Annotated in this window: 22 protein-coding genes; 8 read left to right on the forward strand and 14 right to left on the reverse strand. The window is 60.7% G+C overall.

Annotated features, from left to right (window positions below; all coding sequences use genetic code 11):
- Positions 1 to 7: 7 nt before the first annotated feature.
- The gene (locus ACODTD_RS20735) at positions 8 to 1,354 is read right to left on the reverse strand and encodes a class II 3-deoxy-7-phosphoheptulonate synthase (protein ID WP_221616046.1); all 1,347 of its coding nucleotides are present in this window, start codon (positions 1,352 to 1,354) and stop codon (positions 8 to 10) included.
- A 150-nt stretch (positions 1,355 to 1,504) separates the two neighbouring features.
- On the opposite strand from ACODTD_RS20735, the gene ACODTD_RS20740 reads away from it, so the two are divergent.
- A complete protein-coding gene (locus tag ACODTD_RS20740; protein WP_007955705.1) occupies positions 1,505 to 2,260 on the forward strand; it encodes a spermidine synthase in 756 nt (251 codons plus the stop codon).
- A gap of 3 nt (positions 2,261 to 2,263) precedes the next feature.
- Here ACODTD_RS20740 and ACODTD_RS20745 read toward each other — a convergent pair whose 3' ends face one another.
- Complete coding sequence (locus ACODTD_RS20745) at positions 2,264 to 3,055, reverse strand: crotonase/enoyl-CoA hydratase family protein (protein WP_285354936.1); 792 nt, start codon at positions 3,053 to 3,055, stop codon at positions 2,264 to 2,266.
- Between the two features lie 422 nt (positions 3,056 to 3,477).
- Here ACODTD_RS20745 and ACODTD_RS20750 point away from each other — a divergent pair, with 422 nt between their 5' ends.
- Complete coding sequence (locus tag ACODTD_RS20750; protein WP_285354938.1) at positions 3,478 to 5,151, forward strand: DEAD/DEAH box helicase; 1,674 nt, start codon at positions 3,478 to 3,480, stop codon at positions 5,149 to 5,151.
- Positions 5,152 to 5,227: 76 nt separating this feature from the next.
- Here ACODTD_RS20750 and ACODTD_RS20755 read toward each other — a convergent pair whose 3' ends face one another.
- Positions 5,228 to 5,995 carry a DODA-type extradiol aromatic ring-opening family dioxygenase gene (locus tag ACODTD_RS20755; RefSeq protein ID WP_285354940.1) on the reverse strand — a complete coding sequence of 256 codons (768 nt, stop codon included), beginning with the start codon at positions 5,993 to 5,995 and terminating at the stop codon, positions 5,228 to 5,230.
- 102 nt (positions 5,996 to 6,097) lie between these two features.
- Between ACODTD_RS20755 and ACODTD_RS20760 the strand changes: the two genes are divergently transcribed.
- A complete protein-coding gene (locus ACODTD_RS20760) occupies positions 6,098 to 6,751 on the forward strand; it encodes a thiopurine S-methyltransferase (protein ID WP_011335293.1) in 654 nt (217 codons plus the stop codon).
- A 59-nt stretch (positions 6,752 to 6,810) separates the two neighbouring features.
- Here ACODTD_RS20760 and htpX read toward each other — a convergent pair whose 3' ends face one another.
- Complete coding sequence (gene htpX, locus ACODTD_RS20765; RefSeq protein ID WP_011335292.1) at positions 6,811 to 7,698, reverse strand: protease HtpX; 888 nt, start codon at positions 7,696 to 7,698, stop codon at positions 6,811 to 6,813.
- Positions 7,699 to 8,002: 304 nt separating this feature from the next.
- Positions 8,003 to 9,214, reverse strand: coding sequence for a pyridoxal phosphate-dependent aminotransferase (locus tag ACODTD_RS20770; RefSeq protein ID WP_007955711.1), 1,212 nt, complete (start codon positions 9,212 to 9,214; stop codon positions 8,003 to 8,005).
- 225 nt (positions 9,215 to 9,439) lie between these two features.
- On the opposite strand from ACODTD_RS20770, the gene msrB reads away from it, so the two are divergent.
- The 3 genes from msrB (at position 9,440) to ACODTD_RS20785 (ending at position 10,881) form a co-directional block, all read left to right on the forward strand.
- On the forward strand, positions 9,440 to 9,835 hold the full coding sequence (gene msrB, locus ACODTD_RS20775; RefSeq protein ID WP_011335291.1) for a peptide-methionine (R)-S-oxide reductase MsrB: 396 nt from the start codon (positions 9,440 to 9,442) through the stop codon (positions 9,833 to 9,835).
- Positions 9,836 to 9,937: 102 nt separating this feature from the next.
- Positions 9,938 to 10,423 carry a glutathione peroxidase gene (locus ACODTD_RS20780; RefSeq protein ID WP_011335290.1) on the forward strand — a complete coding sequence of 162 codons (486 nt, stop codon included), beginning with the start codon at positions 9,938 to 9,940 and terminating at the stop codon, positions 10,421 to 10,423.
- Complete coding sequence (locus tag ACODTD_RS20785; protein ID WP_221616049.1) at positions 10,420 to 10,881, forward strand: MarR family winged helix-turn-helix transcriptional regulator; 462 nt, start codon at positions 10,420 to 10,422, stop codon at positions 10,879 to 10,881. Before ACODTD_RS20780 ends, ACODTD_RS20785 begins: the two co-directional genes overlap by 4 nt.
- Here the strand turns inward: ACODTD_RS20785 and ACODTD_RS20790 are convergent.
- On the reverse strand, positions 10,865 to 13,186 hold the full coding sequence (locus tag ACODTD_RS20790; RefSeq protein ID WP_201815711.1) for a hybrid sensor histidine kinase/response regulator: 2,322 nt from the start codon (positions 13,184 to 13,186) through the stop codon (positions 10,865 to 10,867). The two genes, ACODTD_RS20785 and ACODTD_RS20790, sit on opposite strands and share 17 nt — an antisense overlap.
- A 166-nt stretch (positions 13,187 to 13,352) precedes the next feature.
- Here ACODTD_RS20790 and ACODTD_RS20795 point away from each other — a divergent pair, with 166 nt between their 5' ends.
- Both ACODTD_RS20795 and ACODTD_RS20800 read left to right on the forward strand, forming a co-directional pair.
- A complete protein-coding gene (locus tag ACODTD_RS20795) occupies positions 13,353 to 14,243 on the forward strand; it encodes an ATP-binding protein (RefSeq protein ID WP_201815709.1) in 891 nt (296 codons plus the stop codon).
- Positions 14,240 to 14,722, forward strand: coding sequence for a GAF domain-containing protein (locus tag ACODTD_RS20800; protein WP_011335287.1), 483 nt, complete (start codon positions 14,240 to 14,242; stop codon positions 14,720 to 14,722). Before ACODTD_RS20795 ends, ACODTD_RS20800 begins: the two co-directional genes overlap by 4 nt.
- Here ACODTD_RS20800 and ACODTD_RS20805 read toward each other — a convergent pair whose 3' ends face one another.
- From ACODTD_RS20805 to ACODTD_RS20840, 8 genes are all read right to left on the reverse strand, one after another.
- Positions 14,723 to 17,665, reverse strand: coding sequence for an HD domain-containing phosphohydrolase (locus ACODTD_RS20805; RefSeq protein WP_201815707.1), 2,943 nt, complete (start codon positions 17,663 to 17,665; stop codon positions 14,723 to 14,725). It abuts the gene before it with no gap.
- A 48-nt stretch (positions 17,666 to 17,713) separates the two neighbouring features.
- On the reverse strand, positions 17,714 to 21,358 hold the full coding sequence (locus ACODTD_RS20810; protein WP_489105142.1) for a transporter substrate-binding domain-containing protein: 3,645 nt from the start codon (positions 21,356 to 21,358) through the stop codon (positions 17,714 to 17,716).
- Positions 21,359 to 21,366: 8 nt separating this feature from the next.
- Positions 21,367 to 21,993 carry a response regulator transcription factor gene (locus ACODTD_RS20815; protein ID WP_011335284.1) on the reverse strand — a complete coding sequence of 209 codons (627 nt, stop codon included), beginning with the start codon at positions 21,991 to 21,993 and terminating at the stop codon, positions 21,367 to 21,369.
- A 348-nt stretch (positions 21,994 to 22,341) separates the two neighbouring features.
- Positions 22,342 to 23,670 carry a deoxyguanosinetriphosphate triphosphohydrolase gene (locus ACODTD_RS20820; protein ID WP_011335283.1) on the reverse strand — a complete coding sequence of 443 codons (1,329 nt, stop codon included), beginning with the start codon at positions 23,668 to 23,670 and terminating at the stop codon, positions 22,342 to 22,344.
- 68 nt (positions 23,671 to 23,738) lie between these two features.
- Complete coding sequence (locus tag ACODTD_RS20825; protein WP_011335282.1) at positions 23,739 to 24,902, reverse strand: EAL domain-containing protein; 1,164 nt, start codon at positions 24,900 to 24,902, stop codon at positions 23,739 to 23,741.
- Positions 24,903 to 25,026: 124 nt separating this feature from the next.
- Positions 25,027 to 25,365, reverse strand: a complete 339-nt coding sequence (locus ACODTD_RS20830; protein ID WP_011335281.1) for a hypothetical protein — start codon at positions 25,363 to 25,365, stop codon at positions 25,027 to 25,029.
- Positions 25,362 to 25,748: a phage holin family protein gene (locus ACODTD_RS20835; protein ID WP_011335280.1), complete on the reverse strand. Its 387-nt coding sequence runs from the start codon at positions 25,746 to 25,748 to the stop codon at positions 25,362 to 25,364. The genes ACODTD_RS20830 and ACODTD_RS20835 overlap by 4 nt, the downstream gene beginning before the upstream one ends.
- A 2-nt stretch (positions 25,749 to 25,750) precedes the next feature.
- Positions 25,751 to 26,065 (reverse strand): ElaB/YgaM/YqjD family protein, encoded by a 315-nt coding sequence (locus ACODTD_RS20840; protein WP_007955729.1) that lies wholly within the window; start codon positions 26,063 to 26,065, stop codon positions 25,751 to 25,753.
- Positions 26,066 to 26,193 lie beyond the last annotated feature (128 nt).

Consider the following 26,193-nt stretch of genomic DNA (forward strand, 5'->3'; position numbering starts at 1 on the left):
TCGCAATTCAGCGTTTGACCTGTTTCAACGTCTCGGCAATCAAGAACGCCAGTTCCAGCGACTGATCGGCATTCATCCGTGGGTCGCAGTGGGTGTGATAGCGATCCGACAAGCCATCTTCAGTGATCGGCCGCGCGCCACCGATGCACTCGGTGACGTTCTGCCCGGTCATCTCGATGTGGATGCCGCCGGCGTAGCTGCCTTCCGCTTCGTGAACCTGGAAGAACTGCTTCACCTCGCCAAGGATCTGCGCGAAGTCGCGAGTCTTGTAGCCGCTGCTGGCCTTGATGGTGTTGCCGTGCATCGGGTCGGAGCTCCACAGCACCTGCTTGCCTTCACGCTGCACCGCGCGAATCAGCGCCGGCAGGTGATCGCCGACCTTGTTCGCGCCCATCCGCGCGATCAGGTTCAGACGACCCGGATCGTTGTCCGGGTTGAGCACGTCGATCAGGCGGATCAGGTCGTCGGGGTTCATGCTCGGGCCGACTTTGACCCCGATCGGGTTGTTCACCCCGCGCAGGAACTCAACGTGGGCGCCGTCGAGCTGACGGGTGCGGTCGCCGATCCACAGCATGTGCGCTGAGCAATCGTAGTAATCGTTGGTCAGGCTGTCGCGGCGCACGAAGGCTTCTTCGTAGTTCAGCAGCAGCGCTTCGTGGGCCGTGAAGAAACTGGTCTCGCGCAGTTGCGGCGAGCTGTCCATGCCGCAGGCGCGCATAAAGGCCAGGGTTTCATCGATGCGGTCGGCGAGGTGGCTGTACTTCTCCGCCAGCGCCGAGTTGGCGATGAAATCGAGGTTCCACTTGTGCACCTGATGCAGGTCGGCAAAACCGCCCTGGGCGAAGGCGCGCAACAGGTTGAGGGTGGCGGTGGACTGGTGATAGGACTGCAGCAGACGCTCCGGATCCGGTACGCGGCTGGCGGCGTCGAAACCGATGCCGTTGACGATGTCGCCCCGGTAGGCCGGCAGGGTCACGCCGTCGATGGTTTCGTCGTTGGCCGAGCGCGGCTTGGCGAACTGGCCGGCCATGCGCCCGACCTTGACCACCGGGCAGCCGGCGGCGAAGGTCATGACGATCGCCATTTGCAGCAATACTTTAAAAGTGTCGCGAATCTTCGCGGCGGAGAACTCGGCGAAGCTTTCCGCGCAATCGCCGCCCTGCAGCAGGAACGCCCGGCCCTGGGTGACTTCGGCAAACTGACGGCGCAGCTCGCGCGCTTCGCCGGCAAACACCAGCGGCGGGTAGCTGGCCAGCGTCTGCTCGACCTGGCGCAGATGCGCGACGTCGGGGTATTGGGGTTGTTGCTGGATCGGCAGGGCGCGCCAGCTGTCAGGGCTCCAGGGTTGGCTCATCACGGTCTCTAAGGTTCTACGCACGGACGGCCATGTTAGCAGCAATTAGTGCGTGACCTGCTCCCGCCGCTTCGCCGACAATCGCCGCTTTGCCACGGCACCACAGCGGTGCCATCGCGTCACCGCGCCCGGTGACCACCAGGAGACGAAATGACTGAGGAGCGCGTCGAGCTGTTGCTCGCCGAGGTACAGGATGAGTTCGGCGTGATTCGCGTGCTGGAAGTGGCCGACTACCGCTTTCTGGAGTTCGGCGATGCGATCGAGCAAAGCTGTGTGTTCACCGCCGACCCGAGCTGGCTGGAGTATGACTACACCCGGGCGATGCTGATCGGCGCGTTGTGCCACGAGCAACCGGAGAGCGCGCTGTTTCTCGGGTTGGGCGCAGGAACGCTGACCCAGGCCTGCCTCAAGTTCCTGCCGCTGGAAGATGTCGAAGCCATCGAGCTGCGCCCCGACGTACCGCGTCTGGCCATCGAATACCTCGGGCTGGATGACGATCCACGGCTGTACATCCGCGTTGGCGATGCTCTTGAACTGCTGCCGACAGCAGAACCGGCGGATCTGATCTTCGTTGATCTGTACACCGATGTCGGCCCCGGCGCCGGGCACCTTGCGTGGAATTTCCTCGGTGACTGTCAGAAACGGCTGAATCCCGGTGGCTGGCTGGTGATCAACCAATGGGCCACCGATGATGGCAAACCCTTGGGCGCGGCGCTGCTGCGCGGGCTCTATCACCGGCATTACTGGGAGCTGCCGGTGAAGGAGGGCAACGTGATTCTGATCGTGCCGGCGGATCTCGATCAGGTGCTGGACATGCAGGCGCTGACCGCCCGGGCTGAAGCGCTGGCGCCTAAGCTGGGCTACTCGTTGCAGACGTTGATCAACTGCATACGTCCGGCGACCTGATCTTCAAAGGCCTTTGAAAACGCCGGGCCTGCGCTCCACCAGCGAGCGCACGCCTTCCTTGGCATCTTCGGTGGCCAGCAACTTCTTCACCAGCGGCGGCAAGCTTTTAGCCGCCGCAGTCTCACCTTCATAGCGCGCCTGACGCGCCGACATCAGCGTTGCCTGCACGCCCAACGGCGCCTGCCGGGCGATGCGTTCGGCCAGTTCGATGGCGCGCGGCAGCAGATCCTCGCTGGCCATGACTTCCTGCACCAGACCCAGACGTAACGCATCATGGGCATCGAATTCATCACCGGTCAGCAACCAGCGCATGGCATTGCCCCAGCCGGCAATCTGATGGAAACGCAACGTCGCACCACCAAACGGAAAGATTCCACGCTGCACTTCCATCTGGGCGAAGCGGGTGTTGCTGGCACACAGGTTGATGTCGGCGGCGAGCATCAACTCGATGCCGATGGTCAGGCAGTAACCCTGCGCAGCGACGATCACCGGTTTGCTGACCCGTGGTCCGACGAAAACGCCGCACGGATCGCAACCGCCGGGCGGCACCTGCCAGCCTTGGGCGAGGGCAGAACTGGCGTTGACCAGATCGAGCCCCGCGGTGAAATGCTCGCCATGCCCGAACACCACCGCCACCCGTGCGTTACTGTCGGCCTCGAATTCGCCATAGGCCAGGGCCAGGTCGTTGAGCAGGTCTAGGTCGAAGGCGTTGCGCTTGGCAGCGCGGTCCAGACCGATCAAATGCACATGACCGTGGCGCGCACGGCTCACGCGGCCGGGGCAGGGCTGATTCATGGGTGTTTCCTCGCAGGGGAAGAAAGGGTGCAGCGACCAGATGCCGCACGTCGGTGAATCGTTTAAGCGCCATCGCCCGCAGGGCCGGGCCCTTTGAAAAATAGACCTTTGCCCGATTATCCGCAAAACCCCGTTACACAGCGGTGACAACTGCATTTCGCCGATAAAAAAAGCTCCCTTTTTAGGCAAATTCCGGTATAGTGCGCGCCGGCCTTTAACCGGGCCGCGTTTAGGTAGCGCAATTCCCCGAAGTCAGCTTCGGCTGCACGTCCGCACTGCGGGCTCTTCCTTGACGATTCTTTTTCATTCATTCGTTTTCGCAAATCCCCGCCGACAAAGCTGCCAGGGCGACTCTTGAGTCTCAACACGGCATGTGCAGCTTTGGAGCATGGGTCTTTGCGGATGCACTTAGAGGCAGACCCATGACCCAGGAAATCGGCGGCTTCGCCGCTCTTGAACTTCATCCCAATATTGTCGCTGCAGTAGTCGCTACCGGCTATGAAGAGCCTTCGGCCATTCAGCAGCAGTCGATCCCGATCATCCTCGCCGGTCACGATATGATTGGTCAGGCGCAAACCGGTACCGGTAAAACCGCTGCCTTTGCCCTGCCTATCCTGCACCGCATTGATCCGTCCAAGCGCGAGCCGCAAGCTCTGATCCTGGCCCCAACTCGTGAGTTGGCGCTACAAGTTGCAACCGCTTTCGAAACCTACGCCAAGCAAATGCCGGGCGTGACTGTTGTGGCTGTCTACGGCGGCGCGCCGATGGGCCCACAATTGAAAGCAATCCGTAATGGCGCACAGATCGTTGTCGCCACTCCGGGCCGTCTGTGCGACCACCTGCGTCGCGACGAAAAAGTGCTGCAGACCGTGAACCACCTGGTTCTCGACGAAGCAGACGAAATGCTCAAACTGGGCTTCATGGACGACCTCGAAGTGATCTTCAAGGCCATGCCGGAAACCCGTCAGACCGTATTGTTCTCGGCGACCCTGCCGCAATCGATCCGTGCCATCGCCGAGCGTCACCTGCGCGATCCAAAGCACGTGAAGATCCAGAGCAAGACCCAGACCGTTACCGCGATCGAACAGGCTCACCTGTTGGTTCACGCTGACCAGAAGACCTCTGCCGTTCTCAGCTTGCTGGAAGTGGAAGATTTCGACGCTCTGATCATGTTCGTGCGCACCAAGCAAGCGACCCTGGATCTGGCCAGCGCCCTCGACGCCAAAGGCTACAAAGCCGCCGCGCTGAACGGCGACATCGCCCAGAACCAGCGTGAGCGCGTGATCGACTCGCTCAAGGATGGCCGTCTGGACATCGTTGTGGCGACCGACGTAGCCGCCCGTGGTCTGGACGTTCCACGCATCACCCACGTGTTCAACGTGGACATGCCGTACGATCCGGAATCCTACGTGCACCGTATCGGCCGTACCGGCCGTGCCGGTCGCGAAGGCCGCGCGCTGCTGCTGGTGACGCCGCGTGAGCGCCGCATGCTGCAGGTGATCGAGCGTGTGACCGGTCAGAAAGTTGCTGAAGTGCGTCTGCCGGACGCCCAGGCCGTTCTCGATGCTCGCATCAAGAAACTGACCAACAGCCTGTCGCCGCTGGTGGCTGACGCCGAATCGACTCACGGTGATCTGCTGGATCGCCTGACCGCTGATATCGGTTGCACCCCACGCGCCCTGGCTGCCGCACTGCTGCGCAAGGCCACCAATGGTCAGGCGCTGAACCTGGCAGCGATCGAGAAGGAACGTCCACTGGTGCCGAACAGCACGCCACGTGGCGACCGTCCTGAGCGTTCCGGTGATCGTCCGGACCGTGGTGACCGCGAGCGTCGTGCTCCGATGCCACTGGGCGAAGGCCGTGCACGTTGCCGTACCGCGCTGGGCGCGCGTGACGGTATCGCGGCGAAAAACCTGCTGGGCGCCATCCTCAACGAAGGTGGTCTGGCACGTGAAGCCATCGGTCGCATCCAGGTGCGTGACAGCTTCAGCCTCGTCGAGCTGCCGGAAGATGGTCTGGACAAACTCCTGACCAAGCTGAAGGACACTCGCGTTGCCGGCAAGCAGCTGAAACTGCGTCGCTACCGCGAAGATTGATCCGCCTCTGGGCTGATTGATCGAACATAAAAAATCCCCGACTGGTTCGGGGATTTTTTTGCCTGCGATTTGGGCATTAGCCGAAGCGGTAGATGTCCATGCCCAGCGCGCCCATGGTGAAGCCTTGATGGGCAATGCTGAAGTCGCCGCCGGCACCTTGGGCGAAGTAAAGCGGCAGCAGATGTTCATCACTTGGATGGCTGCGCACGGCGTTCGGTGCCTGCTGGCGGTAATCGTGCAATGCGGCTTCGTCGTTGGCAGCCAGTTTGTCGACAATCCAATCGCGGAAATCCCGGGCCCACGGCTCGACGCTTTCCGGGCCGGCGTGCCAGTCCAGTTCTCGCAGGTTGTGGGTGATGCTGCCGGAGCCGATCAACAGAATGCCCTGTTCGCGCAGTCTGGCCAGCGCCTGGCCGACGCGGTTCTGCAACGCCGGGCCGCCACGGCTGGGCAGGGAAACCTGAACCACCGGGATATCGGCCTGCGGGTACATCAGCGACAGCGGCACCCACACGCCGTGATCGAACGGTCGTTGCGGGTCGAGGCGCGCCGGCAGGTTGTTGGCAGTCAACAGGTCGGCAACCTCGCGGGCCAGTTGCGGATTGCCCGGGGCCGGATATTGCACTTCAAACAGCGCGCGAGGGAAACCGCCGAAGTCGTGCCAGGTTTCCGGTTGCGGATGGCTGCTGACCAGCAGTTCATGGCTTTCCCAATGGGCGGAAACGATGATGATGGCTTTCGGGCGTGGCAGTTCGGCCGCCAGCCGCGCCAGTGCCGGGCCACTGGCGCCGGGCTCCAGCGCCAGCATGGGCGAGCCGTGGGAGATAAACAGGCTGGGAAACATGGAAGGGTTCCTGAGCGTTAAGATGGCTCATCTTCAGTCAGTTCATTGATCTAATTCCAATATAAGTTTTAACGCCTTTTGATCGAATTCCTGGGAGGATGCATGCAGCCGGAGTTTTGGCACAAGAAGTGGGAATCGAACCAGATCGGCTTTCACCAGCTTGAGGTGAACCCGTATTTGCAGCGGCACTGGCCCGATCTGGCCATCCCGGTGCAGGCGCGTGTGTTGGTGCCGTTGTGCGGTAAAAGTCTGGATCTGCTGTGGCTCGCCGGCCGTGGTCATCAGGTGCTGGGCGTCGAGCTTTCGGAAAAGGCAGTGGAAGACTTTTTCCATGAGCAGCAATTGCAGCCGCAGGTGAGCGAGCAGGGCGACTTCAAGGTTTATCGCGCCGACGCGGTCGAGTTGTGGTGCGGGGATTTCTTCTCGCTGACGATGGCTGACGTGGCGGGTTGCACCGCGTTGTATGACCGTGCGGCAGTGATTGCCTTGCCGCCAGCGATGCGCGAGCGTTATGCGGCGCATCTGCAGAGCATTCTGCCGGCGTGTCGAGGGCTGTTGGTGACGCTGGATTATGACCAGTCGCAGATGCCAGGGCCGCCATTTTCCGTAGACGATGCCGAAGTGCAGCGTTTGCTGGGCAGTGTCTGGCGCGTCGAGATGCTGGAGCAGCAGGATGTACTCGGTGACAGCTGGAAGTTCGTGCAGGCCGGCGTAACCCGGCTTGAGGAACGGGTTTACCGGATTCGCGGGGTGTAAACGACAGGCAAAAAAAGGCCCGCATCACTGCGGGCCTTTTCATTGGTGCGCCGGTTTGATCAACCGCGACGACGCAGGGCGTCGATACGCTCTTCCAGCGGCGGGTGGCTCATGAACATGCGGGCGAACCCTTGTTTGATGCCACCGTTGATGCCGAAGGCGTTCAGGGTGTCCGGCATGTGCACCGGCAGGCCCTGTTCGGCGCGCAGGCGTTGCAATGCGTTGATCATCGCGCCGGTACCGGCCAGGCGGGCACCGGCATCGTCGGCACGGAACTCGCGCTTGCGCGAGAACCACATCACGATTGCGCTGGCCAGAATGCCCAGTACCAGTTCGGCGAAGATGGTCGCGATGTAGTAGGCCATGCCCTGGCCTTCTTCGTTCTTGAAGATCACCTTGTCGACGAAGTTGCCGATGATCCGCGCGAAGAACATCACGAAGGTGTTCACCACGCCCTGGATCAGTGCCAGGGTAACCATGTCGCCATTGGCCACGTGACCGATCTCGTGAGCCAGCACGGCCCGCACTTCGTCTTCCTTGAAGCGCTCGAGCAAGCCCTGGCTGACCGCAACCAGTGCGTCGTTCTTGTTCCAGCCGGTAGCGAAGGCGTTCGCTTCGTAGGCCGGGAAAATCCCGACTTCGGGCATCTTGATTCCGGCTTCCCGGGACAGTTGCTCGACGGTTTGCAGCAGCCATTGCTCGTGACGAGTGCGTGGCTGGGTGATGATCTGGGTGCCGGTGCTCATCTTCGCCATCCACTTGGAGATGAACAGCGAGAACAGGGAACCGGCAAAACCAAAGACTGCACAGAAAACCAGCAGCTGACTGAGGTTGAGATCAACCCCGTTGGCCGCCATGAACCCGTTGAAGCCAAAAAGGCTCAGGGTGATGCTGGCTATCAGCACGACCGCCAGGTTAGTGGCCAAAAACAGCAGGATGCGCATCATGGTTGTAGAAGTCTCCTCAAGCTAAAGATGTAGCGTACTGCGGGGTATATAAGGTGCGGCACCTGGCGATTCAACCGAGTGACTATTTCAAACTGTGTCCTACACCGGATTTGCCGGGCTATGGGACATTTCCCACTTCTAAATCCGGTATGGATGACAGGCACGCGCCACCCGGTCTCATTGCGTCAGGCACGCATGATTCGTATGAGTCGCAAGTGTAGAAGGTGCTGGAGTAGGGGCGCAGCAGAAGTGTTGCTGAATCAGACAGTGCGCAACGTTCGGGCCGTTGCGCACTGAGCGCCGGTTACTGGCGGTAGGACTTGAGGAAGTTGCCGATGCGACCGATGGCCATGTCCAGGTCATCGACCCGCGGCAGGGTGACCACGCGGAAGTGGTCAGGCCACGGCCAGTTGAACGCCGTGCCCTGCACCACCAGCAGCTTCTCGGAGAGCAGCAGGTCGAGCACGAATTTCTCGTCGTTGTGGATCGGGCAGACTTTCGGGTCGATCTTCGGGAACGCGTACAGTGCGCCCATCGGCTTCACGCAGCTAACGCCGGGAATGTCGTTGAGCAGCTCCCAGGTGCGGTTGCGCTGTTCCAGCAGGCGACCTTGCGGCAGTACCAGATCGTTGATGCTCTGATAGCCACCCAGGGCGGTCTGGATCGCATGCTGGCTCGGCACGTTGGCGCACAGGCGCATGTTGGCCAGCATGTCGATGCCTTCGATGTAGCTGTGAGCGTTGTGTTTCGGCCCGGAAATGGCGATCCAGCCGGAACGGAAACCCGCCACGCGATACGACTTGGACAGGCCGTTGAAGGTCAGGCACAGCAGGTCCGGGGCCAGCGAAGCGGTGCAGATGTGCACGGCGTCGTCGTAAAGAATCTTGTCGTAGATTTCGTCGGAGAACACCACCAGATTGTGCTGGCGAGCCAGTTCGAGCATGCCCAACAGCACTTCCTTCGAATACACCGCGCCGGTCGGGTTGTTCGGGTTGATGATCACCATCGCCTTGGTGTTCGGGGTGATCTTGGCCTTGATGTCGGCCAGGTCCGGGAACCAGTCGGCGCCCTCGTCGCACAGGTAATGCACAGCGTTACCGCCGGCCAGGCTCACGGCTGCGGTCCACAGCGGGTAGTCTGGCGCCGGCACCAGCACTTCGTCACCGTTGTTGAGCAGTGCCTGCAGCGACATCACGATCAGCTCGGACACGCCGTTGCCCAGATAGATGTCTTCGATGCCGACACCTTCGACCTGCTTCTGCTGGTAGTACTGCATCACCGCCTTGCGCGCGCTGAACAGGCCTTTGGAATCGCTGTAGCCCTGGGCGGTCGGCAGGTTGCGGATCACATCCTGGAGAATTTCGTCTGGCGCTTCGAAACCAAAGGGTGCCGGGTTGCCGATGTTCAGCTTGAGGATGCGATGGCCTTCCTCTTCCAGGCGTTTGGCGTGCTTGAGCACCGGGCCGCGAATGTCGTAGCAGACGTTGGCGAGCTTGTTCGATTTGCTGAACTGCATGGCGATGTGATCCCGAAAATGAACGATCCAGGCGGCGGGTGGACAACCGTGCTGGGAATCCTGCGTCTTCACACAGGCAAGTGTCTCGAGCGGCGGTTTCCAACAATCCGTTTGAATGCGCAGGAACCCGCTGCCAGACTGGCGTGTGACGAGGCGCAATCATACGTGCCGCCCGATCCGTGGAAAAGGTACAGATCGGGCTTTTTCAGCCGCTGAGGTGTGATGATGGAAAAGATTGAAAAGACCCTGGAAGAATGGCGGGCGATGCTCGACCCCGAGCAGTTCAACGTGTGCCGCCTGAGCGCCACCGAGCGACCGTTCTCCGGCAAGTACAACGCCACCAAGACCGATGGCGTCTACCACTGCATCTGCTGCAACGAACCGCTGTTCGACTCCAAGACCAAATTCGACTCCGGCTGCGGCTGGCCAAGCTTCTACGCGCCGATCGGCGACAACGCCATGACCGAAATCCGTGACACCAGCCACGGCATGATTCGCACCGAAGTGAAATGCGCCAAGTGCGATGCGCACCTTGGCCACGTCTTCCCTGACGGCCCGCCGCCGACCGGCCTGCGTTACTGCATCAACTCGGTGTGCCTGGACCTGGTGCCGCGCGAGTAGTCGATACGGGCGATCCACGGGTCGCCTTTCGAATAATTAAATTGCACGCAATTCAATTGCTCGCTATTTTTGCCGCTTATCCATTTTTCAAGAGTGCGCACCATGAGCGATAACCTGCTGAATATTCCGTGCACCACCATCAAGGGCGAGCAGAAGACCCTCGCCGATTTCGCCGGCAAGGCGGTGCTGGTGGTTAATACCGCCAGCAAATGCGGTTTCACTCCGCAGTACAAAGGCCTTGAGGAACTGTGGCAGACCTACAAGGATCAGGGCCTGGTGGTGCTGGGTTTTCCGTGCAATCAGTTCGGCAAGCAGGAGCCGGGCAACGAAGGCGCCATCAGCGAGTTCTGCGAGCTGAACTACGGTGTCAGCTTCCCGCTGTTCAAGAAGATCGAAGTCAACGGTACTGGCGCGCATCCACTGTTCGTGCAGTTGAAGAAGCGCGCGCCGGGCGTGCTGGGCTCCCAGGGCATCAAGTGGAACTTCACCAAATTCCTGATCGGCAAGGACGGCCAGTTGGTCAAGCGCTTCGCCCCGGCCACCAAGCCGCAGGATCTGAGCCGTGAGATCGAAGCCCTGCTCAAATGAACAACCTGTCCGCCGATTCGCTGAAACTCGACAGTCAGCTGTGCTTCAAGTTGTACGCCGCGTCGCGGGCGGTGATCCGTGCCTACAAACCGATGCTCGATCAGCTCGGCCTGACCTATCCGCAATATCTGGCAATGCTGGTGTTGTGGGAATGGCAGCAAACTGCGCCGGAGCAACCGACAGTCAAGGCGCTGGGTGAGCGTCTGGCACTGGACTCCGGCACGCTGACGCCGCTGCTCAAGCGATTGGAGCAACTGCAACTGGTTCAGCGTCAGCGCTCGACGCGGGACGAGCGCGAGGTTCATCTCAGCCTCACGCCGCAGGGGCAGGCGCTGCGTGAACAGGTCGGGCCGTTGAAGGCGCGGCTGTTGTGCGACAGCGGGGTTGATCTGGACCGGCTCAATGACTTGCGTAGCGGTCTTGATCACTTGCTGGGGCAGATCAAAGCACTGTCGTAGTCGGAATCCACTGGTCCAGCAGCGCCGCCAATTCTTCACGACGGAACGGCTTGGCCAGATAGTCGCTCATGCCCGCCGCCCGGCAACGTTCGCGCTCCTCGGACATGGCGTTGGCGGTCAGGGCGACGATCGGCAGATGCGGCCAGCGTCCGCTTTGACGAATCTGGCGGCTGGCTTCGTAACCGTCCATCACCGGCATGTTGCAGTCCATCAGTACCAGATCGAACTCGTCGTGTTCCAACTGATCCAGCGCCTCCACGCCATGGGCGGCAACCACCACATCGCAGCCGAGTTTGCCCAGCATGCCCTTGGCCACCAGTTGATTGACCGGGTTGTCCTCCACCAGCAGTACCCGACCGCGCCGCTGCGACGGCACGCTTTCGAGGCGTGCGCGGTCGATGGTGGTGAGGTCCGGCTGCAGTGTCCGACGCAGATTCTGATACAGCGCGTTGCGGGCCAGCGGTCGAGCCTGCTGCTGCAATGGGGCAAGGGCAGTGGCTTCTTCACCCGGCATGAAACTGCCATAAGCCGTCACCAGCAGAATCGGCGCCGTCATCGCCGGACGCAGACCGAACAGGCATTCGGGGCAATCGGTGATGATGACGTCGGGGGACAGGCCGAGCAGCGGGTCGTCGAGGGTTCGCTGTTCGTAGGTCAGCCCCCAGACCGGCAGCAGGCTTTCCAGCAGCTCCGCCAGCCCGCTGACCGCGTTGGTGATCGCCAGCACCTTTCCGTGCAACGGGGGTGGAATCACCGCGCGGGTGTGGCAGGGCAGTGGCAGCTCAGCGCAGAACTGACTGCCGAAACCCACTTCGGAACTGATGGTCAGACGCCCCTGCATGGCTTCGCACAGGTTATAGGTCAGTGCCAGACCGAGCCCGGTGCCGCCGTACTGGCGAGTGATCCCGGCACCCGCCTGGGTAAACGGCTGGAAAATCTTCACCTGCGCTTCCTGGGCGATGCCGATGCCGGTGTCGCAGACCTCGATCCGGACGCCGTCCTTCCAGGTGGACAAACGCACATCGACCCGGCCGAAACGAGTGAATTTCAGGGCATTGGACAGCAGGTTGCTGACGATTTGCCTGACCCGGGTCGGATCGCCAAGCACCAGCGCCGGGAAGTGCGGATCGATCAGGCAGGTCAGTTCCACACTCGGCGCCGCGTTTTGCGACAGCAGGTTGGCAGTGTCTTCGATCAGTGAGCCGAGATCGAAGGGAATGTGTTCGAGCTCCAGCTGCCCGGCATCGAATTTGGACAGGTCGAGAATGTCGTTGAGCAATTCCACCAATACCTTGCCGGAGTCGTGGGCGATGGACAGTTGTTGCTGCTGTTCGGCGTTGAGCGGACCATCGAGCGACAGAGCGATCATTCCCAGCAAGCCGTTGAGCGGGGTACGGATCTCATGGCTCATGTTGGCGAGGAATGCCGAGCGAGCCTCGGCCATGTCCAGTGCCGTACTACGGGCCACTTCCAGTTCCTGGTTGGACTGGCTGAGTCGCGCGTTGATCGCCTTGAGCTCGGCGGTACGCGCCGAGACGATGTCTTCGAGTTGTGCGAGGTAGTCGGTGAGACGGTTTTCCGCATTGCGCCGTTGCTGGATTTCCGTGGCGATGTTCTCGAACTGCTGATTGGCAACTTTGACCAGCACGCCGATCTCGTCATTGGCGTGCCCGCCCGGACATTCCAGGGTGGTCGGCTCGGCACTGCGCGGGTCGCGGCCGCTGAGTTCACGGATCACTCGCACCAGGGGTTTGGTCAGCATCACGTAGAACAGCGCGAGCAGGATCCCGGTCAGGATCAGGCTGCGGGCGAAACCGTTGAGCAGCGTGACTTCCGCGCGGCGCAGAAAGCGGCTGCCAAAGGCGAAGGTATCGACTTCCAGGCTCAGGGTGCCGAGGGATTCGTTGGGCAAGTGATCGAGATAAAGACGGTCTTCGAACTGACGTTTGGCGCCAAACAGGAAGTCGCTGATCATCCGGTAGCCGCTTTGCAGCTCCGGACGTTTGACGCTGGCCAATACGGTCTGGTTGTTATCGGTGAGTCTTGCAGAAATGATGGCCGGCGAGCGCAGCAGGCCCAGGGTCAGCTCCTGCGCCAGTTCGGCATCGATGTTGTAGGCGATGCGTGAGGCCGGGTTATGGCTGATTTCCAGCAAAGACAGGATTTCACGGTTGATGGACGCGTCTTCACTGGCATAATCGATGCCGATTTGCAGCAGGCTGAGCAGCGTGCCCAGAATGAACCCGACCAGCACGGTAAGCCGCGCCTGTTTGTACGACAGCCGGTGGGTGAATTTGATATCCATGGGGTGTTGAACCACTTCCGTTTCCCTTCGCTGCTCAAGCATAGTCGATCATGCACGGATTCCGGGGTTCCCGAAGCGCCTTGTAACAAGGCCCGGGACAGGTTTCGGACGCTGTCTGTCTTTGCTGCACCGCCATCATCACTGTGAACGAGCCCGAGGAGAAGACGTGGATTCCCGATTGAATGCTTTTCTTGAGCGCGCCGAGTCGGTTCTGGCGCGGATCGAACCGCTATTGCCGGCTCCACGCCCGGTCATCGACTGGGGCACCTGCCTCGCCGCACGCTGGCAGCGTGACGGGCGCAGCGGTTATCTGCTGCCGCTGGAAGTCAGCCTCGACATGCGCCTGTCGGACTTGATCGGCGTCGACCGCCAGCTGGAGCAACTGGGCCGCAACACTCAGCAATTTCTCGACGGCATGCCGGCCAACCATGCGCTGCTGTGGGGTTCGCGCGGTACCGGTAAATCGTCGCTGGTCCGCGCGCTGCTGGCTGAACACGCCAAGGCCGGTTTGCGTCTGATCGAAATCGAGCGCGATCACCTGGCGGACCTGCCAAGGGTGGTGGCGCAGATCGCCAAGCTGCCGCAGCGTTTTGTGCTGTTCTGCGACGACCTCTCGTTCGAGTCCGGCGAAGGCGACTACCGCGTACTGAAAAGCGTGCTGGACGGCTCGCTCGAACAGGCGCCGGACAACGTGTTGCTTTACGCCACCTCCAACCGTCGTCATCTGGTGCCGGAAAAGGAGAGCGACAACGAAAACTGGAAGCGCGTCGATGGTGAGCTGCATCCGAGCGAAGCGGTGGAAGACAAGATCGCGCTGTCGGATCGCTTCGGCCTGTGGCTGTCGTTCTATCCGTTTACCCAGGAACATTTCCTCAACGTCGTCGAGCACTGGATCGGCCAGTTGGCCGCCAAGGCCGGTCTGGACTGGCAGCGCGACGAACAACTGGACATCCTCGCCGTGCGCTGGGCAACCGGCCGTGGCAACCGCAACGGACGTTGCGCTCACCAATTCGCCCGTTACTGGGTGGGACTGAAATTGTTGGAGCACAAGGCATGATTGATTTGCAACAGAGCGGCCAAGGCCTCGAAGGTTATGGCATGTTGGCCGCGCAACTGGAGTCGCTGCTGGCGGACGAACGCGATTTCATCGCCAACGCCGCACAGTTTTCGGCGTTCCTGTTCAACCAGCTCGATGACCTGAACTGGGCCGGTTTCTACCTCAATCGCAACGAAGAGCTGGTGCTCGGTCCGTTCCAGGGCCAGATCGCCTGCGTGCGCATTCCGTTCGGTCGCGGTGTGTGCGGCGCGGCGGCTGCCAGCCTGCAGACACAACGGGTCGAAGACGTTCATGCGTTTCCTGGCCATATCGCTTGCGACAGTGCGTCGAACAGCGAACTGGTCGTGCCGTTGGTCAAGGACGGCCGTCTGATCGGCGTGCTCGACCTCGACAGCCCGAAGCTCGCGCGTTTCGGTGCCGACGATCAGGCCGGGATCGAACAACTGGCGGCGATTTTCCTGCGCCTGACCGACTGCTGATCACGCCGCCAGGCCTGCCTTGAGCAGCACGGCCGCCGGGTCCACGGCATCGATCTGCCGTGGATCGAGAAACCGTGTGGCGTACTGCAGATACACGCCATCGCGGATGAACAGCTCGAACAACTCGGCATCGATGTGCGCTTCACGGCACATGGTGGCCATGATCCCCAGCGCCTCACTGAGGGACTTGGCCTTCTTGTATGGACGGTCGGCGGCGGTCAGGGCTTCGAATATATCGGCAATCGCTATCATGCGCGCCGGCAGGCTCATGTCCTCGCGTTTCAGGCGCTTGGGATAACCGGTGCCATCCATCTTTTCGTGATGCCCGCCGGCGATTTCCGCGACGCTGTTCAAATGCCCGGGGAAGGGCAGATGACTGAGCATCAGGATCGTCTGCACCATGTGGTGGTTGATGATGTAGCGTTCTTCGCGGGTCAGCGTGCCCCGGGGGATGCTCAGGTTGTACAGCTCGCCGCGATTGTATTTGTAGGGCGGCACGTCGAGCTTGAATCCCCACGGATTGTCCTCCGGAATCAACTCGCCTTCGGCGCGTTCCAGCAGATGCTCCGGCTTGTCTGCCAGCAACGGTTCGGTGACCGGCAAGTGCGGTGCCGGGGTGCGTGCCTGACGCCGGTTCTCTTCCCATGACAGGCCCAGCCGATCATCCAGCGTGCGCGTCCAGGTACGTCGGGCGATGCCTTGCAGACGTTGCAGGTCGGCCTCGGCCATCGCTTCACTGCCCAGATTGCAGTGGGCGACGAATGCAAAATCATCATCCAGCGCTGTCAGGGTTGCGTCGCGCAGATCGGCCAGTTGCCGCTCTTCGCCGCCCATGGCCAGGGCTTGCCAGTAGCTGACCCAGGCGTCGCGCTTGAGCACTTCGAAGCGGGTGCGGATTTCGTGCAGGCGATCGTTCAGGGTTTCCAGTTTGGTGGCTTTGTCGACCACGTATTCCGGGGTCGTGACTTTGCCGCAATCGTGTAGCCACGCGGCGATGTGCAAGGCCTCCCATTCATCTTCGTTCGGCTGGTAAGCGCTGAAGGCCGGCGCCTGACTGGCTGCAGCGGCCTGGGCGAGCATCAGGGTCAGTTCCGGCACGCGCTGGCAATGCCCGCCGGTATAAGGGCTCTTGGCATCGATGGCGCCGGCCAGCAATTGAATGAACGCGTCCAGCAATTGTTTCTGCCGGGCTTGCAGGCGCTGGCTCTCTATACTCACCGCCGCCGCCCCGGACACTGCTTGCAGGAAGGCGATGCGGTCGGGCCGCAGCTTTTCCAGATCACTCGCCGTGCCGCTGTCATTGATCAGCAGCACCAGCAGGCCGACGGTTTCGTTGTGCCGGTTATGCAAACGGATACCGATCAGATGAACCCTCGGTGACGCCATGGCCAGCAGCACTTTGCGCAGATCGGTGGCCTGTTCGAAGCCCAGATTGCTCACGACTGTGTCGGCGCTCGCCAATTGCCGAAACCATTCGGGCCCCTGAGTAGCGTCAAGGTTGCGTCCCTGAATGTCGAACGCGGTCAGGGCTTGAGAGGCGCCATCGACCACCAGTCCGTAGGGCTCCATGCGATTGCCGTCGTTCTCCCGCAGATAGATCAGGCCCGCCTGAGCCTGGGCGATCTGCACGGTCTCGAACAGGGCCCGCTGCAGCAGCGGTTCGAAGCGGGTTTCAGCAGTCAGGCTGTCGGTGATCCGAAAGAAGCTGGCCAGGGTGTCCTTCATGCGCGCCATCGACAGGCTCAACTGGTCAATCTCCAGTACCAGCGATCGACGGGTCACGGGAAAATTGAAATCGAAACTGCGGATCGCATCGGCTTCCTTGACCAGTGCGTGTAGCGGTTTGACCAGAATTCGCGAGATCAGCCACCCGAGCGGCAGGCATAGCAGCAGAGTAGCCAGCGTGATCAACGCGCCCTGCCAGCGCATGCGATAGGCGTCGACCAGCAACTCGTCCTCCGGCACCAGCAACGCCATTTGCAAACCTTTCGGCCCGCCTTCCTGCAACTGGCTGCGGGCGACGATCCATAGCCGGCCGTCGGCCTTGAGTCGATTGCCCTGATGGCCGGACAACAAGGCGTCAAGGGCGGGGCTCAAGTCGGCAGCCTTGGCCAGACGCGCCGTTCGGTCATCGACGATCAGCCGGCTGCTGTCGGGGTAGGCCACGGCGTTGCCATCGGCATCGAACAGGACGATTTCCGTGGCCGGCGTCACCACGTGTTTGATCAGGGTTGCGGAGAGTGCATCAAGGGTCAGGTCGGCGCCGATCACTGCGCCATCACCGCTGCGCCGGGCCAGCGTCGTGCCGACGTTATGGGTGGAAAAAAAGACGTAGGGTTCGGTAGTGATCTGTTCGGTCTGCTGCCGTGCGTTGATGTACCACGCTCGGCTGCGGGGATCATAAGGATCGTCGGGGTTGTCCTGCCGGCCGACCGGGGACAGTGCCTGGTCGAAGAACAGCGACTGCGAATGCGCCTGACCGCTGGCGTCATGTTCGATGCTCCAGACCTGAAACGCCGCTGCGTCCGGTGCCTTGAGCAGGGTTTTCAGCGCCGGCGTGCGCAAAGGACGAACCATGAAGAAGTCGCCGTTGCCATACCCCAGGTACAGCGAGGCCAGATCCGGATTGTCCGTCAGGGACTGGCTGAACGGCTTGAGCAGCGCCAGGCGTGGTTCGAGGCCGGAAGAGCGGGCGGCGGGATTGTCCGCCAGCAGGCTCAGCAGGTGTCTGATCGGTTCATAGGTGGCCTGCAGATCGAGGCGCACATCCTGCTCGATGCGGTTGAACAGCTTTTCGCTGCTCGACAGGATGATCTGCGTGGTCTGCCGATAGTTGAACAGACCCAGCACCACCCCGGTGAGCAAAAGCAAAAAGGTGAACATGACGCTGATGTGCACATGCAGCGGAAACCGGCGTTGTTCCGGGCGCAGTGGGCTGGGCATTGCGGACTCTCCGTGTAGGTAAGCACACTGCTCAGCGTCCAAGCATAGTTAAGCCCGGGTCACTTTGCTTTGACTGATCCGGTTCAGTTGCTGTTCCAGTGCCTGCTCCAGTTCCAGGATGGCGAGACGGCTGGCCTGGCAGCGACGCTCGATCTCATCCCCCGGCAGCGCTTGCTGACAAGCCTGTTCAAGCGCCTCGCAACTGTCGATCAGGCGCGAGGCCTGGACAATGCGTGCGGCCCCCTTGATCTTGTGGGCGATGATGGCCAGTGCGGGGGGATCCCGGGTGAGGGAGAGGGCCTGCAATTCCTGTCGGTCAAGGCGACTGCTGTTGAGCAGCTCTGCGAGCAGGCGGTGAGTCTGGGAGGGGTTGCCTCCGGTGAGCAGTGTGAGGCCTTGCAGATTGAACACCGGCGCACGGAACAGCGGCTGAACACTGTTGACCCATTCGCTCAGGCTGTTCAGGCTCAGGGGTTTGAACAGGCAGTCGTTCATGCCCGCCTGTTTGCAGCGCAGGATCTCTTCCGGCTGGGCATTGGCGGTGAACCCCAGCACCGTGCAGGCAGGGCGTCGGGTGAGCGTTTCGTGCTTGCGAATGGCCCGGGTCAGATCGTAACCGTTCATGACGGGCATGTTGCAATCGGCGATGACCAGATCGAATTCGCCGTTCTTCCATTGTTCCAGCCCTTGCTGGCCATCTTCGGCGATACAGAAACGATGGCCGAGGTATTCCAGCTGCTGGCACATCAGCAGCCGATTCGCAGGATGGTCATCGACCACCAGAACGGTCAACGGGATGAGGGATGCCTGAATCTTCGGTTCGTCCTCTGCTCTCGCCACTTGTGCAGGCAGGATGACCACCGGCAGCGAAACACTGACTTGGGTGCCGATTCCCGGCAGGCTGCTCAACCGCAGTTTTCCACCCATCATTTCACACAGGTTGCGGCTGATGACCAGCCCCAGGCCTGCGCCGCTGAAGGTTCGCTGCCCGCCGTTGGCGGCTTGGGCAAAGGGTTCGAACAAACGCGACTGATCCTGCGTCGTGATCCCGATGCCGCTGTCCTGTACGGTCAACTGCACCATCGAGCGTTCCGGATCATCCGTGGGTAGAACATCCAGCGTGATTCTGATGTGTCCTGCTTCGGTGAACTTGATGGCATTGCTGATCAGATTCGACAACACCTGCTTGAAGCGCAGCGGGTCGAGGTGAACATCGACATTCAATTCAGGCGGAGAGACGGACACCGCCAGTGAGAGCTGCTTCTGCCGGGCGAGACCTTCGAAGATTCTGACCACCGAGCCCACGGTATCGATCAGGTTGATTCGCTCGGGGGTCAAACTCAGCCGCCCGGATTCGATGCGGGCAATGTCCAGGATGTCGCCGATCAGGCCCAGCAGGTCCTTGGCCGAGTGGTACGCCGTTTCGATGCCGGAGCGATCCGGGTGATTCTGATCCATGCGCTTGAGCGTCAGTTCGAGCATGCCGATCACGGCGTTCATCGGGGTGCGGATCTCATGGCTCATGGTCGCCAGAAACGTACTCTTGGCCCGGTTGGCATCGTCTGCTCGTTCCTTGGCTGCGCGGAGTTCATCGAGCAGTTCGCGGCGTTCACTGATGTCGATCCAGCCGCCAATGATCCCCTGGACTTCACCGCTGGAGTCCCGGTACGGCAGGATCCAGTGATAGATCGTCAGCTGCCGGTTGCCGATCTGCAGCGGCCGGTCAAGCACCAGCGGTCTGCCCTCCGCCATCACCCGTTGATAGTCGGCCTGATATGTCTGGGCCTCGAAAGCATTGTTCAATGCACCCTGCATCACGCTTTTGCCGATGACGTCTTCGCGCCGGGCATTGAACGCCTGGAGATAACTGTCGTTGCAACTTTGCAGAAGACCCTGTCGGTCACGCACGTAAATCGGGTGGGGCGTGCCGTTGACCAGTGAACCCATGAATTCCAACTGGTCATTCAACGCCCGTTCGGCTGCCTTGCGCTGTTTGATCTGACGGCGCATGTAGGCATTCCAGAGCAGCGACAGGAGTAACAGCAGGCAGGCGCCGCCGATCACCTGATAGAAAAAGCGCTGGTATTGGCGCCAGGTGCCTTGCGAAACACTTGAGTAGCCACGCCAGCGCCCGTTGATGATGCCCAGTTCTTCGGGCGTGATGCTCATCAGTGACTTGTCGATGATCGAGCTCAGTTCTGTGTTGTCCCGCGCAGTCGCCAGTGAGAACGCCGCCTGTCGGGTGCCGATGGTGGTGGTGATCTGCAGGGGATGTTCGAAGGTTCGCGATGCAATGAAGTAGTTTGCGATGACCAGGGAGTTCACTGCGCCTTCGACCTGGCCTTCGTCAAGCAGCGCCACGGCACTGAAGGTATCTGGCGTTTCGATCAGTTGAATGCGTGGAAACTCGCTGCGCAGGTATTCGATCATCGGATTGCCCTGAGCGATCGCCAGACGCTTGCGTTTGAGTTGCCCAAGGTGCGTGGGACTGTCGGCGGCCTTTCGGGTCAACAGTACGTATGAATTTTCCAGGTAGGGGCGGCTGAAGTTCAGGGTTTCCTCGCGCTGGGCGGTAGGCAGCAGGGCTGCGATCAGGTCAGCCTGGTGATGCTCGACCTGCTTGATCATTTCGGCGTCACTGCGGCTGCGGCGGATTTCGAAGCGCAGTCCGGTGCGCAACCGGATGAGTTCGAGCAAGTCGGCGCTGATGCCGCGAAAATTGCCGTCACTGTCAAAGAACGTCAGAGGTGCGAACGCTTCGTTGACCACTACCCTCACGACCGAATGTTTTTTCAGCCATTGCTCTTCACGTTTGGTCAGTTGCAATTTCTGGTCGGTCAGAAGTGTGTCGCTGCCGACACTCCAGCGCTTGGCGATGTTTTCGCGCTCGCTGCCCGGTACGGCCTTGAGCACGGTATCGATGATGGCGAGCAGCTGTGGATTGTTGCGATGCACGGCAAAGCTGAAACCGTGGGCCTCGTGCTTGCCGAAATTGGCCATGCGAATGTTGTTCAGGTATCCCTTGCTGATCATGTAGTGGGTGGAAATGGTGTCACCGAGAAACACGTCTGCCTGATCGAACGCTACCGCATTGATTGCGTTCTGATAGGACGGATAGGAGGTGATGAGCGCTTTGGGATACATCGCCTTGACATCGTCCAGCGGCAAGTAGTGATACAGCATGCTCAGCCGCATGCCTGCCAGGCCTTCGGTCAGTGTTCGGGTTTCGCCCTCGCGCGTCACAAGCACCGGTTGATCGATGGCGTAGGGCCTCGACAGCACGATATCGGCGTTCTCTGCTTCAAATCCGTTGGCGGTGCCGAGCATGTCGATGTGACCGTCGATCAATGCCCGTATGGCGGCTTCCCGCGAGGCGAAACGTTTGACTCTAATCGGCAGACCGATCGCCTGACCAACGAGTACGGCGTAATCCGCCGTGAAACCTTCGTAGTCGTGCCCGCTGGCTGTCATGTCGAAGGGCGGATAGTCTGGAGCGGAAGTCCCCAGAATCAACTCATTGCGAGTGTGTGCCCACGCCACCTGCGATGGGTCGAACAAAGCCTGCACCGACCGGTCGGCCGACCGACCAAGCAGGGTGAAGTCTTGCGAGGCGGGTGATGCGGCGGTTGAAGAGGTGCAGAAACCCAGACATGCACTCCATGCAATCAGAAAACTCATTAAACGGCTGGACATGTTGACTCTCACACGAGTGCGTTACGTTTGGCCATTTCGATAAGTTCTACGAGAGACTTGGCTTTGAGTTTTTGCATCAGTCGTTTTTTATAAGTGCTTACAGTTTTGTTACTGAGAAACATGCCTTTTGCAATTTCCTTGTTCGTGCGGCCCTGGGCAAAGAGTTGCAAGACCATAAGTTCCCGGTCATTGACGGATTTGAAGAGTTCCAGTTCTGCATAACGCACGTCATCGTGACGAACAGGGTTCAAGGCCTGGCTGGGAAAATAGTTGTAGCCGGAAAGGACAGCCTTGATCGCACTGACCAGTTCGCTCAGGTCTTCCTGTTTGCAGACATAACCCGATGCACCTGACTGCATGCAACGAATGCCGAACAGGGTCGGGCATTGCGCAGTCAATACCAGCGTCTTGAAGGGCGAACTCATGGCGTTGAAGCGGGCCAGGACTTCCAGGCCATCGAGCTTGGGAATGCTGATGTCGAGAATGATCAGGTCGGGCATGCATTCGCGAACCATCTGCATGGCATCGACACCGTTATCGGTTTCTCCAACGACTTTATAACCTTCATGTTCCAGCAGCATTCGAACGGCAAGGCGGATGACCGGGTGATCGTCGACAATAAAAACGGAGTTCATAATCAAATCCCATACGAGCGCAAATAAAGGGCGAACCTTAGCTCAGATGAATGAACGCTCGCATGAACTGACGGGGGGGTAGTGGCAATCTAGGAGAAATCCTACAAATATAGAGGAATCAGACTACGTGTTAACTGGGTTTGACGTAGGTAGGGACGTGAGATGTTCAAAGTTTGTTCTTGAATAAGTTTATAGATGCCGGCGGGATTTAAAGGGATGAGGCTGAATTGAGTGTTGCTGCTTTTGACTTTGAGCTTCCTGAACAAGTACCAGAAGAAGGGTTTGTAGTTTCGCTTGCGCCTCACCACGCCCGACCGATCCCCTTGCAGATCGGTCGGGCGGCAGGCGTCAAGGGCTGGAGCGCCCGGTCATTTCCAGCGCCATGTCACTGGCGTAGCTGTCGGTCATGCCGGCGATGAAGTCGATCATGCGCAGGAACGACGCGTGCAGAGGACCGTGCGGGTCCGGCGCGTTGTTGCCCAGCAAATCGAGAATCCGGCGGCTCTTGAACGATGGCGTGCGGCCATTGTGCTGTTCCAGGGCGGCACCACAGAAGGCGTTGAGCAAAATCTCCAGGGTCGTATAGGCGCCGATCTCGTGGAGGGTCTTGCGCTTGTCCTGGAAGATTTTCTTGCGGGCGATGTCCTTGGCGTTCAACACGCAACGCTTGGCCGGGCCGTGCATGTGTTCCACCAGATCCCCCGACAGCGTACCGGCCAGCAATGCGTCCTGTTGTTCGACGAAGGCCCGGGCGGCGGCGTTGGTCAGGTGCTCGATGGCTTTGCCGCGCAAGATCGCCAGTTTGCGCCGGCGCGAATCCTGCGGGCCGAGCTGGCGATAGGTTTCCGGCAGATCATCGCCGACCAGACCGAGCAGCAGCGACTCGACTTCGGCGTACTCCAGCAGCTCCATTTCCAGGCCGTCTTCCAGATCGATCAGGGCGTAGCAGATGTCGTCTGCGGCCTCCATCAGATACACCAGCGGATGGCGCGCCCAACGCTGCTCTTCCAGCTGCGGCAGACCCAGCTTATGGGCGATCTGCTCCAGCAACGGCAGCTCGCTCTGGTAGCAGCCGAACTTGTGCTTCTTGTAACCGAGGGAGTCGGCGTGACGGGCCGTCCACGGGTACTTCAGATAGGTGCCGAGGGTGGCGTAGGTCAGTCGGGTGCCGCCGTCGAACTGGTGATACTCCAGTTGCGTGAGCACCCGGAAGCCCTGCGCATTGCCTTCAAAGTTCAGGAAGTCACCGCGTTCGGCGTCACTCATCGCATCCAGCCACCCGCGCCCCGCAGCCTGCTGGAACCAGTGACGGATCGCGTCCTCCCCGGAATGGCCGAACGGCGGGTTGCCGATGTCGTGCGCCAGGCAGGCCGATTGAACCACCATGCCCAGATCGCTCGGCTCGCACCATTCGGGTAGAGCGCGGCGCAGGGTTTCGCCGACACGCATGCCCAGCGAACGGCCGACGCAACTGACTTCCAGCGAGTGGGTCAGGCGCGTGTGAATGTGATCGTTGCTCGACACCGGATGCACCTGGGTCTTGCGCCCCAGGCGGCGGAAGGCGCCGGAGAAAATGATGCGGTCATGGTCTTTATGGAACGGGCTGCGGCCAAGTTCCTGCGGGCTGTGCAACGGTTTGCCGAGACGTTCGCGGTTGAGCAGGGTATGCCAATCCAAGGCTGATTCTCTCCGTCTGGTGACTGATTCCCTAGCTTCCCGGTTCAGGCTGGCATCTGCAAGCGCAACTACAGCCCCGCGGCATCGATGTCGATCAGCAGCAGGCGCTCGCCGTTATCGAAGAACTGCCCGGCAGTCAGGCAATACTGGTTGCTGGTGGCATCGCGATAGGTGTTGGAAAGGGTCAGGCGCCGTTCCTCCCAGCCCTCGGCCAGCAGGTGATAGAAGTAAGGGCGCCACGACCAGTTGTGGCCCAGGTAGCGGTTGTCGGCTACCCAGCCGCTTTGTCGCCATTCCAGATTCGGCGTCAGTTGGGTGCCGTGACGGTCGCACTGATAAAAGCGCAGCAGCCAGGGAAAGGCGTCGAGTTGCGGCAGGGCACTGAGCGGGGCGCGGGCCTGGGCCCAGGTTTGCAGGATGGTCATGAGTTCGCTGAGTTGCTGGCGCATGAACATCAGCTTGCTGCGTTCGGCCAGTTTCTGGCGCACGTAAGACTGGCGCAGCTCGGCAAAGCACTCGACGAAGTCATCCGCACCGAAAAACGCCTCCTGCGCCCGGGCGAACAGAAAACCCTGCACGTAACGCGAACCGCACTCCAGAGCGAAATTGAGTTGCGCCGCAGTTTCCACGCCTTCGGCAATGATCCAGCAGCCGGTTTTTTCGGCCATTTGCGCGAGGGCCTTGACCACATCACTGCTCGGCCCGCCAAGTGCCGCAGCCTGGAACAGGCGCATGTCGAGTTTGAGAATGTCCGGTTGCAGCGCCAGCACTCGATCGAGCTGCGAATAACCGGCGCCAAAATCGTCGATGGCGATCCGGGCGCCGGCATCGCGATAGCGTGCCACGACTTCGCTCAGGCGCTGACTGTTACCGCCGAGTTCGGTGATCTCGAAAACAATCCGTTGCGGGTCGATACCATGCCGGGCGAGCTGTTTCAGGCTCGGCAGTGCCTGGTCGGCCCGCAAGCGACTGATCCAGCGCGGTGACATGTTCAGGCTGAGAAACCAGTCCGGCGGCGCTTCGTGCAGTCGGCTCAGCGCGTTGTCGCGGATTTGCCGGTCCATTCGGCGCAGTGCGATGGCAGGCGTGCGCGGGTCGGCGAACAGCGGTCCGACCGACGCCAGTTGGCCATCGGCCTGGCGCAGTCGACCCAGTGCCTCGACCCCTGCAATGCGTCCGGTGGCGGTATCGATGAACGGTTGAAAGCAGGCGAGCGGTTGCCCGTCGATCACGGGGCCTCCTTGTCGTTCTTGTTCTGGTTGAATTCTGCCGGCCGGATAGGCAAGCGGGATTGAACCTCCGGATAAGAGATTCAATCCCGCCGGTATTGCAAGAATGCAGCCAGATGCGAGGGGATCAGCGCTTGCTCGAACTCTGCATGACCAGCTTGATCAGCGGAGCGAGGCTGCTGCCCAGGCGGATCAGTCGGGTCAAACCGCCGACGCCACCGCTCTTTGCCCCTTTACCTGTGATGAAACCCAGTAGCGTCACAGCCGCCATGCCCCACAACGGCGCGTGCTTGATGCCGAAACCGCCTTGCAGGTTTTGCGTCATGCCACGCATGCGTTGCAGAGGTTGCAGGACCTGGCCGGTTTCGTGGCGGATTTCCTGACGATGCATTTCCATGCGCAAACGGATCAGTGCCTTGCGCATTTCCCGGCGTGAGCTGTTGTGCGGAAGTTCAGGCAGGCTCATGGCAGCAGGCGCTCCCGGTCATTGGCCAGTTCTTCCAGCGTGCCGTGGAAGGGCGAGGATTCATCGAAGATTGCGGCCTTCAGACGCAGCGCACAAAAGATTGCCGCCAGGGTGTAGAACACGCACAGACCAATGATTGCAGCCAAGCGATACGTATCCCAGAACACGATCAGTACGAGGGTCGACAGGCCGACCAGCAACAGCAGCGCAAACACCAGCGCCAGGCCGGCGAACAGCAACAGGCTGACGGTGCGTGCTTTCTGTTCCTGCAGTTCGATGCCGAACAGTTCGACGTGGCTGTGCAGCAGGCCGAGAACGGCAGCACCCAGACGACGCGTGGAGGAGGCGGTGCCCGAGTTCGGGCCGGATTCACCGATCGACATGATCAGCGCCGCGTGGCCAGCAGGCCGATCAGAAAGCCGACGCCGGCGGCGATGCCCACCGATTGCCATGGGTTGGCCGATACATATTCCTCGGTGGCGGTGACCGCAGCCTGACCGCGCTCGCGCAGGGTGTCTTCGGTCAGCTTCAGGGTTTCACGTGCGCGCAGCAGGCTTTCGTGGATCTGTTCGCGCAGCTCGTCAGCCTGATCACCGGCCAGCGTGGCGGTGTGTTCCAGCAAGCGTTCAGTGTCGCTGACCAGAGTCTGGAAGTCGTTCATCAGGATTTCTTGAGCAGTCTTTGCCTTGATGCTGGCCATGGGGGATCTCCGTAAGTGGCGTTCTGAAGCGGTGTTCTGAAGCGTTCGAGTATGAGCCAAGTGTGAAGGTTCAGTACAAGTGCTTGGTACAGCTTTTGCTGTGTCGTGGTGCGTCGACCGGTGGCAGT

The organism is Pseudomonas sp. FG35 (assembly GCF_057809295.1).